This is a genomic window from Sphingobium sp. PAMC28499 (assembly GCF_004795815.1).
Lineage (GTDB): Bacteria > Pseudomonadota > Alphaproteobacteria > Sphingomonadales > Sphingomonadaceae > Sphingobium > Sphingobium yanoikuyae.
The window spans coordinates 2979641-2993904 of sequence record NZ_CP039248.1 but is presented as its reverse complement, the minus strand read 5'-3'; the positions used below and the strand labels follow the sequence as shown (position 1 = coordinate 2993904).

Annotated in this window: 9 protein-coding genes and 1 tRNA gene; 1 reads left to right on the top strand and 9 read right to left on the bottom strand. The window is 65.3% G+C overall.

Annotated features, from left to right (window positions below):
- Nucleotides 1-85 precede the first annotated feature (85 nt).
- Nucleotides 86-162: transfer RNA gene (locus E5554_RS14360), tRNA-Pro, on the top strand.
- 45 nt (nucleotides 163-207) lie between these two features.
- On the opposite strand, the gene cobA is transcribed toward E5554_RS14360, so the two are convergent.
- The 9 genes from cobA to E5554_RS14315 form a co-directional block, all read right to left on the bottom strand.
- On the bottom strand, nucleotides 208-1002 hold the full coding sequence (gene cobA, locus E5554_RS14355; protein WP_136187206.1) for a uroporphyrinogen-III C-methyltransferase: 795 nt from the start codon (nucleotides 1000-1002) through the stop codon (nucleotides 208-210).
- Nucleotides 989-3598, bottom strand: a complete 2610-nt coding sequence (locus tag E5554_RS14350; RefSeq protein WP_136187205.1) for a nitrate reductase — start codon at nucleotides 3596-3598, stop codon at nucleotides 989-991. Before E5554_RS14350 ends, cobA begins: the two co-directional genes overlap by 14 nt.
- Nucleotides 3598-3966, bottom strand: a complete 369-nt coding sequence (gene nirD / locus E5554_RS14345; protein ID WP_136187204.1) for a nitrite reductase small subunit NirD — start codon at nucleotides 3964-3966, stop codon at nucleotides 3598-3600. Before nirD ends, E5554_RS14350 begins: the two co-directional genes overlap by 1 nt.
- On the bottom strand, nucleotides 3963-6476 hold the full coding sequence (nirB, locus tag E5554_RS14340; protein WP_136187203.1) for a nitrite reductase large subunit NirB: 2514 nt from the start codon (nucleotides 6474-6476) through the stop codon (nucleotides 3963-3965). The genes nirD and nirB overlap by 4 nt, the downstream gene beginning before the upstream one ends.
- A 211-nt stretch (nucleotides 6477-6687) precedes the next feature.
- Nucleotides 6688-7893 (bottom strand): hypothetical protein, encoded by a 1206-nt coding sequence (locus tag E5554_RS14335; protein ID WP_136187202.1) that lies wholly within the window; start codon nucleotides 7891-7893, stop codon nucleotides 6688-6690.
- Nucleotides 7894-7973: 80 nt separating this feature from the next.
- On the bottom strand, nucleotides 7974-9218 hold the full coding sequence (locus E5554_RS14330; protein WP_037518134.1) for a nitrate/nitrite transporter: 1245 nt from the start codon (nucleotides 9216-9218) through the stop codon (nucleotides 7974-7976).
- 219 nt (nucleotides 9219-9437) lie between these two features.
- On the bottom strand, nucleotides 9438-10652 hold the full coding sequence (locus E5554_RS14325) for an ABC transporter substrate-binding protein (protein WP_136187201.1): 1215 nt from the start codon (nucleotides 10650-10652) through the stop codon (nucleotides 9438-9440).
- The gene (locus tag E5554_RS14320) at nucleotides 10649-11230 is read right to left on the bottom strand and encodes an ANTAR domain-containing protein (protein ID WP_010339138.1); all 582 of its coding nucleotides are present in this window, start codon (nucleotides 11228-11230) and stop codon (nucleotides 10649-10651) included. The genes E5554_RS14325 and E5554_RS14320 overlap by 4 nt, the downstream gene beginning before the upstream one ends.
- A 74-nt stretch (nucleotides 11231-11304) precedes the next feature.
- Nucleotides 11305-14259 (bottom strand): amidohydrolase family protein, encoded by a 2955-nt coding sequence (locus tag E5554_RS14315; RefSeq protein WP_136187200.1) that lies wholly within the window; start codon nucleotides 14257-14259, stop codon nucleotides 11305-11307.
- Nucleotides 14260-14264 lie beyond the last annotated feature (5 nt).

The following is a 14264-nucleotide window of genomic DNA, read 5'->3' as shown; positions in this document are numbered from 1 at the left end:
TTGTTTGTCCGCGCAATATATGTGGCTCGACATGATTTTCGGGCATTGACGCCGGCGGCGCTCGAACGCTAAGGCGCGCGTGCATCGGGGAGTAGCGCAGTCTGGTAGCGCGCCTGCTTTGGGAGCAGGATGTCGCAGGTTCGAATCCTGTCTCCCCGACCATTTCCAAATATTATCAGTTGGATATACGGCGTCGCTGTTACGGCTTCAGCGCGACGCCATCGATCGTTGGACATCCTCTGTCCCGCCAGCCATGGCCATGTCGGCCTGAGCCACCGCCTCGCCGATCAGGATCAGGGTCGGGCGATCATCGGCAAAAGCCTGCGTCACCAGCGGCAGGAGATCGAGGCGCGTGCGCAACTGCTGTTCCTGCGGCAGCGACGCATCGCAGGTGATGAGCGCCGGGGTCGCGCCCAGCAGGCCGGCAGCGATCAGCGCGCGGCTGAGTTCCGGAGCGGCCTCGCGTCCCATATAGACGGCCAGGGTGCAGGCCGGATCGGCCAGGGCATCCCAATCCAGATCCAGCGCCTGCCCCCGGCGACTGTGCGCCGTCACGAACTGGACCCGGCGCGCAATCCCGCGCAGCGACAGGGAAATGCCCGCCGACGCCGCGACGGCGCTGGCCGCCGTGATGCCGGGGCAGATCCGAACGCGAACGCCGACCGCGCGCAGCGCCGTCATTTCCTCGGTCGAACGGGCGAACATCGCCGGGTCGCCGCCCTTCAACCGAACCACGCGCTTGCCCGCCAGCGCCGCCTCCACCAGCATTTCGTCGATCGTCTGCTGGTCCTTCGAATGGCGGCCCGACCGCTTGCCGACGCTGACCCGTTCCGCATGATCGGGAATGAGGTCCAATATGCCCGGCCCGACCAGCGCGTCGTGGAAGATGATGTCCGCCGCGCAGATCAGCCTTTCGGCCTTGCGCGTCAGCAGGTCGGGATCGCCCGGCCCGGCACCGACCAGCCAGACGTCGCCCGGCGAGATGAGGTCATTCGGCTGCATGCAATGTCTCCTGAGAGGTCTGGGCCAGGATATTGGCGATGGCGGGGCGGCAGGAACCGCAATTGGTGCCCGCGCCCAGCGCCTTGCCGATGGCAGGCACGTCGACCAGCTTCTGATCGCGGATCGCCGCGACGATCTGGTTGAGGCCGATATCGAAACAGACGCAGATGGTGGCGCCCTTGTCCGGCTGGCTACCCGGCCCGCGGGCGGCCAGCACGGTTGCGCCGACATCGTCGGCCGCCAACTGGCCGATCAGCCAGTCGCGCGAGGGCAACAGGCCGGTGCGGGTGACGAACAGGACGCCGGCCAGCCGGCCGTCCTGGATGCTCGCGACCCGGCGACTGCCGCGCACATGATCGATCGCCTCGACCCGCTCGCCCCTGGGCAGGCAGGCTTCCAGCCGGGCAGCATCGCCATTGCCGGCCAGTTCATAGAGTGCGCCGCCCGGCACCGCGACCCGCGTCGCCCAGAGGCAGGGCAGCTTTACGGGCTCCTGCCCACGCAGGATCAGGAAGCCCCGCCATTGGGTCGAGACCTTCTCGACCGCGGCCGGGGTCGACTTGAAGCCGGGCTGGCCCGAATGCGGATCGACCAGCGGACGCGGTAGCAGGCCGGTACGCCCGCCGCTCGATATCTGATCGGTCCAGTGGATCGGGGTGAAGATTTCGCCCGGCCGCTGGCCGTCGCTGATGCTGACGCGGAAGAGGCTGTTGCCCTGTGCGGTCGACACCCGCGCCAGATCGCGATCGGCCAGGCCCAGCGCATCGGCATCCTGCGGGTGGATTTCGACCAGCGGTTCCTCGCGATGGCGGGCCAGCTTGGGCGCCAGACCCGTGCGGGTCATCGTATGCCATTGATCGCGATAGCGACCGGTGTTGAGCGTCAGCGGCCAGTCGCGCAGCGGCCCCTGCAAATCCATTTGCCTCGTCAGCACCAACCGCGCTTTACCGTCCGGAGTGGGGAAATGCCCATCGGCAAAGGGCCTCCCGCCCCAACGGAAACTGTCCATCGCGTCATAGGCGTCGTTGCCGATTGCCGCCTGCGCCCGCAGGTTGAGCAACCGCTGCCCCTCATTCTGATAGGCGGTCAGGCGCGCATGTTCGCGCCAGATGTCAGCCGGCCGATCATAGGCAAAGGCGTTTTTCCAGCCCATGCGGCGGGCAACCTGGGTGATGATCCACCAGTCGGGCCGGGCCTGGCCGGGCAATGCCATGAACGGGCGCTGGCGACTGATGGTGCGATCCGAATTGGTGACCGTGCCGTCCTTTTCGCCCCAGCCGGCGGCCGGCAGGCGGACATGGGCATGGGTAGAGCTGTCAGTGTCGGCGATGATGTCCGACACGACGAGGAAAGGGATTGCCTCCAGCGCGTCACGCACCCGGCCGGCATCGGGCAGCGAGACGGCGGGATTGGTCGCCATGATCCAGAGGGCCTTGATCCGGCCTTCATCGATGGCGCGGAACAGGTCGACGGCCTTCAGCCCCGGCTTGCTCGCCATCTGCGGCGCGGCCCAGAAGCGGCCGACGCGGGCGACATTTTCCGGCGCAAAGTCCATATGCGCGGCGAGCGTGGACGCCAGCCCGCCAACCTCGCGCCCGCCCATGGCATTTGGCTGGCCGGTGATGGAAAAGGGCGCCGCGCCCGGCTTGCCGATGCGACCGGTGGCGAGATGGACATTGATGATCGCATTGACCTGATCGGTGCCGCGGATCGACTGGTTGATGCCCTGGCTGAATAGGGTGACGGTGCACGGGGTCGCCGCGAACAGCTCGAAAAAGGCCTTCAGCAGCGCCGGGTCGAGGTCGCAGGCCTGGGCCGTCGTCCACAGGTCATGGCCGGTGCGGACATGATCCCAGAATCCGTCGGGCGCGTTCACATGATCGGCCAGATAGGCCGGATCGGTCACGCCCTGCGCATCGCACCAGGCAAGCAGCCCGGTCATCAGCGCGACGTCGCTGCCCGGCCGGATCGGCAGATGAAGGTCCGCGCCCTCGCAGGTTTCGGTGCGGCGCGGATCAATCACCACCAGCTTCGTGCCGCGCGCGGCGCGGGCGGCCTGGATACGCTGATAGACGATCGGGTGGCACCAGGCGGTGTTGGAGCCGACAAGGATGATGAGGTCTGCCTGTTCCAGATCATCATAGCTGGCCGGCACCACATCCTCGCCAAAGGCGCGATTATGGCCGGCAACCGCGCTCGACATGCACAGGCGGCTGTTGGTGTCGATATTCGCCGACCCGATGAAGCCCTTCATCAGCTTGTTGGCGACATAATAATCCTCGGTCAGCAACTGGCCCGAGACATAGAAGGCCACGCTATCCGGACCGTGGCGCTCGATCGTCTCGCGAAATTTCTTCGCGACCAGATCCAGCGCCTTGTCCCAACTGGCGCGGCGCTTGCCGATCATCGGGTGGAGCAGGCGGCCGGTCAGCGCCACCGTCTCGCCCAGATGGGTGCCCTTGGAACAGAGGCGCCCGCCATTGGCCGGATGCGCCTCGTCCCCCTTGATGATCACCGAGCGCGGCCCGGTCGGCGTGGCGGCGATGCCGCAGCCGACGCCGCAATAGGCGCAGGTGGTGCGGATCGCCTGTGCCATCAGGCCGCCTTTGCCGCGGCGGGCACGGGAATGACCGCCTCGCGCAGCAGGAAGATGCGGCCAGCCTCGACCTTGAGCGGGATGGTGGGCACGCAGCCTTCATCGCTGCCCAGTGCCTTGCCGGTCTTGAGCGAGATGTTCCAATTGTGCAGCGGGCAGGCGACGACCGATCCATGGACGATGCCCTGGCTCAGCGGCCCCTGTTTGTGCGGGCATTTGTTGACCAGCGCGTAGAACTGATTGTCCTGCGTGTGGAAGATGGCGATTTCCTCGCCGCCGCGCACCGGCAGGGTGCGGGCATTGCCGGGCGAGATCTGATCGACGGGGCCGATATCCAGCCAGGTGCCGACTTGGGTGTTCGGGATCATGCGAGCGTCTCCATGGGGCGGACTTCGGCCAGATGCTGGTGCAGTTCGGCGTCCTCGCCGGCAGCGCGGCGCGCCCAGGGATCGTCCTGCATGAACTGCTGGGAGAAGAGGAAGCGGGCGCGCAGGGCTTCGCGGCCGACATCATCGGCGACGATGCGGCTCTTCACATAATCGACGCCGACGCGCTCGATCCAGGGCGCGGTGCGCTCCAGATAGCGGGCTTCCTCGCGATAGAGCTGGATGAAGGCAGCGCAATAATCGAGCGCCTCCTGCTCGGTCGCAACCTTGCACAGCAGGTCGGTGGCGCGAACATGGATGCCGCCATTGCCGCCGACATGCAGCTCATAGCCACTGTCCACGCAAACCACGCCGAAATCCTTGATCGTCGCCTCCGCACAGTTGCGGGGGCAGCCCGATGCCGCGATCTTGAACTTGTGGGGCATCCACGAGCCCCAGGTCATATGTTCGATCTTGACGCCAAGGCCGGTGGAATCCTGCGTGCCGAAACGGCACCATTCGGACCCCACACAGGTCTTCACCGTGCGCAGCGACTTGCCATAGGCGTGGCCCGACACCATGCCGGCGGCATTGAGGTCGGCCCAGACGGCGGGCAGGTCTTCCTTCCTGATGCCGAAAATGTCGAGCCGCTGGCCGCCGGTCACCTTGACCATTGGGGCATTATATTTTTCGACCACATCGGCGATCGCGCGCAGTTCCCTGGGGTTGGTGAGCCCGCCCCACATGCGCGGCACGACCGAATAGGTGCCGTCCTTCTGGATATTGGCATGCATGCGTTCGTTGACGAACCGGCTGCGCTGATCGTCCTGATACTCACCCGGCAGCGCGCAGAGCAGATAATAGTTGAGCGCGGGGCGGCAGGAGGAGCAGCCCTCCGGCGTCGACCAGTTCAATTTCTGCATGACTTCGGGGATCGAGCGCATGTCCTGCGCCACGATTTCGCGACGGACATCGTCATGGGTGAAGCTGGTGCATTTGCACATGGTCTTCGGCCCCGACTGGACATCGTCGCCCAGCGTCAGCGCGAGCAGGGTCTCGACCAGGCCGGTGCAACTGCCGCAGCTGGCCGACGCCTTGCAGGTGGCGCGGACCGCATCCAGGCTGTGCGCGCCCTTGGCGATGCAGGAGACGACCTGGCCCTTGCTGACGCCGTTGCAGCCGCAAATCTCGGCTTCGTCCGAGAGCGCCGCAACGGCCGCCTTAGGGTCCAGCGCGCCCCCTCCCGAGGCGAAGGCCTGGCCGAAGATCAGCATGTCGCGCATGTCGGCGACATTTTCCTCGCGCTTGAGGAGATCGAAATACCAGCCGCCATCGACGGTGTCGCCATAGAGGACCGCGCCGATCAGCTTGTCATCCTTGACGATGACCCGCTTGTAGACCCCGCGCGAGGCGTCGCGCAGGACGATATCCTCGCACCCCTCACCGCCGGAAAAGTCACCGGCGGAAAAGACGTCCAGCCCCGCGACCTTGAGCTTGGTCGAGGTGACCGAGCCCTTGTAGCCCGAATGCTGATCGGTCAGGCCATCGGCGAGGCTGCGGCACATGTCCCACAGTGGCGCGACCAGGCCATAGACATTGCCGTCATGTTCGACGCATTCACCCACGGCCAGCACATCGGGATCGCTGGTGACCATATGATCGTCGACCTGGATGCCGCGATTGACGGCCAGGCCGGCCTCGCGCGCCAGCGCGGTCGCGGGGCGGATGCCGACCGCCATCACCACCAGACTGGCCGGGATTTCGCGACCGTCCTTCAGCCGTACGCCCTCAACCTGGCCATCGCCATAAATGGCTTCGGTATTGGCGCCGGTCAGGATGGTCTGGCCACGTCCTTCGAGTGCAGTCTTGAGCAGCCAGCCGGCCGCCTCGTCCAGCTGCCGCTCCATCAGCGTGTCCATCAGATGGATGACGGTCACCTTCATGCCGCGCAGGGTCAGGCCATGGGCGGCTTCGAGGCCGAGCAGACCGCCGCCGATGACCACCGCGCTGCCACCATCGGCAGCGGCGGCGAGCATGGTGTCGACATCCTTCATGTCGCGGAAGCTGATGACGCCGGGCAGATCCTTGCCGGGCACGGGAATGATGAACGGATCGGAGCCGGTCGCGATCAGCAGCTTGTCATAGCCGATGGTGCGGCCCGACTGGCTGGAAACGGTCTTTGCGGCCCGGTCGATGGCCTTTACCGGATCGCCGGCGATCAGTTCGATGCCATTGTCGGCATACCAGGCGGCGTCGTTGATGACGATCTGCTCGAACGTCTTTTCGCCCGCCAGCACCGGCGAAAGCATGATGCGGTTATAGTTCACATAGGGTTCGGCGCCGAAGATGGTGACGCGATAGCGCCCCGCATCGCGGGCCAGCAATTCCTCGACCGCGCGGCAGCCGGCCATGCCGTTGCCGATGACGACGAGATGCTCGCGTGCTTGCCCCAAGGGCGGCAGGACATTGTCCTCATCCTGCGTGACCGGGTCGATCCCGTCCTGAAAGTCCATCCCCGTTACTCCAGAAAAGAAAAAAGCCGCCATCCAGACCCTCGGGGATTGAAACCCGAGAGTCTGGATGGCGGCTTTGCCATCATCTAGTGCCTTGCCGGTCCTACCCTGAACCGTCGCAGCGATGTGAAGCGGGACATCCTTGTCCCTTGCAGTGCAGCATATGGGGAATCGCCCGAACGCTCAAGCGATTCCTCTCATGGCTTTTCAATCAGATGCTCCAGTCGGCCTGAAGCCACAATTTCTCGGTATCGGTCGCCATCGCCCGCGCATCATAACGGGCGTAGCGCACCGACAGGGCGGTCCTGCGCAGCTTCGCAGATACGATGAGGTCCCACTCATTGCCATAATGCTGGTCGAGCCGGTCGCTCTCGAACCGGTGCCAGGTGGCGGCCAGTGCGACGCCCGACAGCGGCCCTACCTGCTTCCAGCCATAGCCGGTGCCGACATAGAGGTCGCGCATGCCGTTGGCGGGCGTGGTCAGGAACTTGTCGGCCCAGCCCTGGAACTTGAAATTGGTGCCGAGCGGCGTCTGAAAGCTGGTGAGCGCCGTGCCGTGACTGGCGCCCAGCACCTCATAGCCGGCATTGAGTTTCCAGCCATGTAGGTCGAGCGTGGCGTCGGCCAACCAGTAATCGGCGGCATAGTCATTGGGATTGCGGTGATAGTCCGACTGACGGGCATAGCTGAGCTGATAGGCGAACTTGGTCGATCTTGAGAGCGGCTGGCTGCCCGCCAGGCGCACGCCATAGGTCTGGCTCGACAGGCGATAGGCCTGCACCGCCGCTTCATCCTGATCGACCAGATAGGCAAAGCCGCTCAGCGTGCCCAGCGGCGTGACATAGGAGAGATTGGCGAGAATATTGTCGCCGCTGATCGCCTGCTGGCGCGCGCCCTTGCCCTGAAAGCCCCAGATGGTCCGCACGCTCCACGCACAGGAGACGTCCAGTTTCAGTCCCTTGGCCGGGGTCAGTTCGGCACGCACCGCATCGAAGGTCTGGCCATTGTCGCGAAAGGCGACATTGCCAACGAAGCGCTCGTCGTCCAGCACGATCTTCTGCCGTCCCCCGGTCAGGGTCAGCGTCCTGGTTCGATATTGCAACTGGGCGATATAGAGGGCGACATTCTGCGGATCGGCCACCAGCGGCTTGGTCGCTGCATTGTCGAAACCGTCGAAATATCGGTCGATCACTGCCAATGTCCCCTGCCCCACCAATGTCGCCGACAGCGCGCCGCTGGTGGCCGTCAGGCCGGCGCGGACCCGGACGGTCAGCGCATCGGCCTGCTGCGCCAGGCCATGCTGGTCGACATGTTCGTAGCGCAGCCGCGCCTCGGCGACGGGTTTCAGGTCGATCTGCTGGGCACAAGCAGGCCCGGCGACGGCCAGCGCGGCCGTCGTTGCGAGAAGATATTTCATGGATGATCGTCCCCCTCGGACGGAAAGAGCGTGGCTCGGGGCGGCAGTCCTCAAAGGAGGCCGCCGCCCTCCCCTCCAACTCAGATGCGGGCGCCGCTGGTCCAGTTGGCGCGCCACTTCGCCTTGACGAGCGCCACACCCAGTAGGGCCAGCACGGCAAGACCGGCGAAGATCAGGAAGCCGGGTGCGAAGCTGCCGGTCAGTTGCTTGGCAAGGCCGAGCGAACTGGCGAGGTAGAAGCCACCAATGCCGCCCGCCATGCCGACAAGTCCAGTCATCACACCGATTTCCGCCTGGAAACGCTGCGGCACCAATTGGAAGACCGAGCCGTTGCCGGTGCCCAGCGCCAGCATGGCCAGGACGAACAGGGCCAGCGCGCTGGCCAATGTCGTCGCCTGCGACACGCCGGCCAGCGCCAGCGCCGCGACGACATAGACAATCATCAGCGCCTTCACGCCGCCAATCCGATCCGCCAGCGCGCCGCCCATCGGCCGTACCAGCGACCCGGCGAAGACGCAGGCAGCGGTGCAGTAGCCCGCGATGATCGGGGTCAACCCGAACTGGTCCGTGAAATAGATGGGCAGCGATGCCGCCAGTCCGACGAAGCCACCGAAGGTCACGGCATAGAAGGCCATCAGCCACCAGGCATCCGCCGTCTTGAGCGGCTCGAAATAATCGACCAGCCGCTTGGCCGGCGGCGCGTTGGGCGCGTCCTTGGCCATGATCATATAAGCGACGAAGACGATCGACAACGGGATGCAGGCAAGGCCCAGCACCGCATTCCAGCCAAATGCCTTGGCCAGCATCGGCGCGAACAGCGAGGCCAGCACCGTACCCGAATTGCCCATGCCGGCAAGGCCCATCGCCTTGCCCTGATGCTCGGGCGGATACCAGCGGCTGGCGAGCGGCAGCGCGATCGCGAAGCTGGCGCCGGCAAAGCCCAGGATCACGCCCAGAGCCAATGTGCCGCCGAAGCTGTTGACGCCCATCAGCCACGCCAGGAACAGGCCGGCGATGACGATGATCTGGCTGATCGCGCCCGACCGCTTCGGGCCGATGCGGTCGACCAGCAGGCCGTTGACGACGCGAAGCAGCGCGCCGGCGAGCGTCGGCGTCGCCACCATCAGCCCCTTTTCCGCGGGCGTCAGCGCCAGCGTCTTGGCGATCATCGGCGCCAGCGGCCCCAGCAAGACCCAGACCATGAAGGCCAGGTCGAAATAGAGAAAGGCGGCAATCAGGGTCGGCGCGTGGCCGGCCTTCCAGAAGCTTGTCGTGGCGGTGGCCGATGCGGCCTCCCCTTCGCGGTCCCAATAAGCAGTAGCCATGATGCGTCCCCCAACCAATGGAATTGGAAACGAAAAAAGCCGCAGGCCGGACGCGCGCACTCATGGCGTGGTCCGGTCAGCGGCTTTGCTGCGAAAAATGGATGGAATGGCGATCCCACCCTTGGGACGGCGCATTCGTCTGGACGCGCCTCGTCGCGCGGTCCTTTATCTTATCCCGTAGAACGCATCATGTTGCAAGGCACAAATTCGCCCTTCATTTCAACGGAGCGGCCCAGAATCCCGCAGGAAATCCTCGATCCGTTCGGGGTCGAAGATTCGCCCGTCGAAAAAGCGATCCGGGCCAAGCGTCAGGTCGCCGCGATGGGCACCGACCGGCATCGGGGTCGTGAGCGCCCCTTCCAGTTTCATGCTAGCCCCCGGCATCGGCAGGCCGCTATCGGCCAGCGCCCGGCGGAAGATGTCGGGCCGAAAAACGGCGGCGGCCCGCGCCGCTGTTTCGGCATCATGGACAACCATGCCCCAGCGGACCAGCTGCGAATAGATCCACAGCGCCTGGCTGCGCCAGGGGAAGGCGGTGGCTTCGCGCGCGAACAGCATGAAATCGGGATTGACGATCGGCGCATCGCTGAGGCGCGCCACGATCCGCCCCGATAGCGCGCGCAGGATCAGGTCGGCCGGCTGATCGACATAGCGGGGGTCGGACAGGAGATCGGCGAGCGCCTCATGATGCGCCGGATCGTCGCACCAGGCGGCCGCTCGCGCCAGCGCGCGCAGCAGGCGATCGACGGTTTCCGGGTTCGCCTCCAGCCAGTCCTGGCGGAAGGCCAGAACCTTCTCCACCCCGCGCTGCCAGATGCGTTCGCCGATCGCGACGGTTTCAGCCAGCCCGGCCTCGACCGCCGCACTGCCCCAGGGTTCGCCGGCGATGAAGCCGTCAATTTCACCCGCCCGCATCGCTTCCACCGTCAGCGAGGGCGGCAGCACGCGCAGCACGACATCCCGATCGGGATCGATGCCCGCGCTCGCCAGCCAATAGCGCAACATGATCGCATGGCTGGAAAAGCGGTGGACGACGCCGATCACCGGCTTGCGCCGCCATAGCCCGATCGCGGCGGCAAAATCATGGGCGGTGCCCAGCGGATCGGCGAGCCGCCGGGCCATGTCCGGCTCCAGCGCCTTGGCGAAGTCCGGTGCCATAACCAGCATATTGCCGTTGACGTTGAGCTTGTAGGGCGCGGCCAGCGCGGCGGGCTGCTGGCTGAGGCCCAGCGTGACCGCCACGGCCAACGGCGCCAGCATCTGCGCGCCCTGCACCTGGCCATAGACCAGCCGGTCGCGCAGCGTCGCCCAGCTGGTGGTGCGCACCAGATCCAGCGCAATCCCCTCTTCCTCGGCAAAGCCCCGTTCGCGCGCGACCGCCAGCACGGCCACGTCCGTCAGCGGCAGAAAGGCTATCCGCAGCAATTCGCTCATATGCCCCCTCCCAGCAGGTCGCTGGCGGTAATCAACGCCTGCGCCACGTCCACGATCTTCTTGCCCTGGTTCATCGCGCTCGACCGCAGCAGCGCATAGGCATCCTGCTCGGACAGGCTGCGCTGGTTCATCAGGATCGATTTCGCCCGGTCGATGACCTTGCGGTCGGCGAGCGCGGTGCGCGCCTCGTCCAGTTCCGACTGCATCCGGGCAAAGGCGTTGAAGCGCCGCACCGCCAGTTCCAGCACCGGCTTCACCCGCTCCTTGCGCAGACCATCGACGACATAGGCGGATACGCCCGCATCGATCGCCGCGCCGATCATCGCATCATCGGACTGATCGACGAACATCGCGATCGGCCGGGCAAGCGCGCGGCTCACCGTCAACATCTCCTCCAGCGTATCACGGCTGGGGCTGCCAAGATCCATCAGCACCACATCGGGCGCCATCCGCTCCAGCCGGGCAACGAAGGCGCCGCGGGGCGGGACGATATGAATATCGTCATAGCCCGCCTCACGCAGCCCTTCTTCCAGGACCGTCGCTCTCAATCCGCTGTCGTCGATGATGACAATTCGCATGGCGCCCCTTTGGATACGCCCATAGCAGCAGTCCGACGGCTCAGGTCAATCGAAAGCGAACGGCAATCGCCGGATCATTTCCGCATGCCGCCAGCGACAATGTCATCCACATCATGGATGACGCCGTTCATCATCACCTTCTTCACCTTGAAGGTGTTGGCAATGTCGGCGCGCGGATCGCCGTCGACCAGCACGATGTCGGCCAGCTTCCCGGCCTCCAGCGTGCCCGCATCCAGGTTCAGATCCTTCGCCGAATTGACCGTCGCGGTCTGGAGTGCCTGGAACGGCGTCAGGCCAGCATCGACATAGGAGGAAATCTCCGCATGGAGATTGTTGGCGATCATCGTGTCGGTGCCCGCCGTCACCAGCGTGCCGGCATCATACATCTTCTTCAGGCTCTTATATTGCCCCTCCAGCAACGGGCGCAGCATGCTGGCCATCGGATCGGCTTCGGTGATCGTTTCGCGTGCCCAAACCGGATAGAGATTGAGGCGCGGGTCGTCCTTGTAGCCGGGATGCTTGGCCAGATAAGGCGTCATCGCGCCGAAATGGGTCGGCGTCAGCGTCCGGCCGCTGCGGCCGAAAAGCTGGATCACATCTTCATAGGCCATGCCCTGTGGCCCCTGCTTGGGCGAATAGCCGCGCCGGCTAGTCGCGCCCATATGCTCGGTGCCATCCACGCCGGAAAAGGCCGCCGGGAAGATTTCATGGCCGCTGACCGGTATGCCCATTTCATGCGCGGCGCGCACGATCTGCCGCTGGAACAGGTCGGGCATGCGCACATAGCTCTTGATCATGTCATAATGGAGCGCGCGCATCCGGGTGAATTCCCGCTCCAGATGGGCCGGGCTGGAGACCGCCACGCCCATCTTGTAATAGACGCGCTGCCATTCGAGCAGCGGTCCCGCGACATAGAGGCGCGGCGACAGGCGCACGCCCGATTCCGCCGCCTCGCGATCCTCCACCGCATCATAGATTTGCGTACCCGGATCGCGCACCGTGGTGATGCCATAGGCAAGCCAGGCTCGTTCCAGATTGGAGCCGAAATCCTTCTGGGCGTGGGAGTGATGTTCGATCAGGCCGGGAATGGCTGTGAGGCCGGTGCCGTCGACGAAATGCTCCGCCTGGTGAAGCGCGGGATCATGGTCGCGGATTTCGGCGATGCGATGGCCGTCGACGATGATGTCCTTGTCATGCTGGGTCACGTCATGGACGGAGTCGACCAGATTGCTGACATGAATGACGGTGCGCCCGGTCGGGTTGGCGATGCGATAGGTCAGGTCCAGCGGGATGTCGGTGATCGCACCGGTTTCGGTGTCGAGCGATTTCAGCTTGTCGGCCGACTGGAACAGGATCGTCTTGTTGTCGCCCGCCCAGCTCGGGAAATAGGAGATGTCGGACGTGTAGGAACGCGGCGGCCCCAGCGGCTTGCCGTCGGCGGCCACCGGCCAGATCTTCAGCAGCCCCTCATAGATGGCGGCCATCTTCGTTCCGTCAGGCGACCAGGCAGGGCCACCACCGGCGCGGGTATCCATCGACATATTGGGTTCGGGCAGCTGCCAGAAGGCTTTGCCCACGCCATCGGTCGGCACCATGTAGACCTGGTTGGTGCCCTCGCGGAAGCTGTTGGAATATTTGTAGGATAGCGGGATGGCGACATATTTTCCGTCGGGCGACCAGCTGGGGCTACCGGGCTGACCCAGCGATCCCTGAAGGCGGGTAATCTTGCCAGTCGCGACATCGACCACGCACAGGCCGGCAACGCCCCAGCGCCCGTCGACATCGATATAGGCGATCCGTGTGCCGTCATGCGACCAGGCGGCACCCAGCGGCTGGGTGTCGATATCGGTCAGCCGGCGATCCTTGCCGGTCTTCATGTCGCGGATCCACAGCTGCGGCAGGCCGCCGCCCTTGTCGGAGGTATAGACCAGGCTCTGGCCATCGGGCGACCAGGCCGGATCGGTGTCCAGCGCGCCATCCTTGGTCAGATTCTCCGGCACCCCGCCCTTTGACGACATGACATAGAGATCGCCGAGCGCGGCAAAGGCGATGCGGCTGCCGTCGGGCGACAGGGTCGGGTGGACGATGCCCAGCGCCTTGCGCGGCGCGGTCGAATCCCAGTCGCGCTTGGCGCGGGTGTAGCTGGGCTTCACCACCTCCAGCGTGGCGGCGAAGTTGACGGTCGACAGGCTCGCGCCCTTGCGGCTGCGGATCTTGCCGTCGGACACATAATAGTAACTGCCCTTCCCCCAGGACACGCGGAAGGGGAAGACATTCTCGGCGCCGCTGACGGCCTTGCCATCGACTTCGAGACGGCTCCCCTGCGCGTCCTGCACCACATAGGCAAGCTCGCCGCCGGGGCCGAAGGACGGCGCATCTATCTTGCCCTGCACCTGCTTCAACAGGCTTTCCCGCCCATCGGCAAGGGCCGTGACATAAAGGGCGGTCTTGGCGCCGTCCGTCCCGGAATAGGCGATGCGCGCGCCGTCGGGCGACCAGCTGGGCATGCGATCCTCGCGCCCGTTGCTGCTGACCTGCTTCATCGCGCCGCTGGCGATGTCCAGCGTCCAGATGTCGTAATTGCCGCTGCGGTCGGACGAGAAGGCGATCGTCCGGCCATCGGGCGACCAGGCCGGCTCGCGATCATCATAGGCGCCCTCGGTCAGCTTGCGCATCTCGCTGCCGTCCGGCTTGATCGTCCAGAGATCATAATTGCCGTCGCGATAGGAAAAATAGGCGAGGCGCGAACCGTCGGGCGACCAGACCGGCTGGCGGGCATCGTTGAAATAGTCGGTGATCCGCTTCGCCTTGCCGCCGCTGGTCGGGATGATCCAGAGGCTGCCCTGCAGGTCCACGGCCAGCCATTTGCCGTCGGGCGACACCGACACCGCCATCGACGTGCCTTCATGCACATCGAACGCGACCGGGGTCTCGCCGCCGGGCGGGGGCAGATTGGCGGGCTGGGCATAGGCCTGAACGGCGCCGGCCGACAACAGGGCCAGCGACAGAAGCTTGAAGGCAGATTTCATCGGAT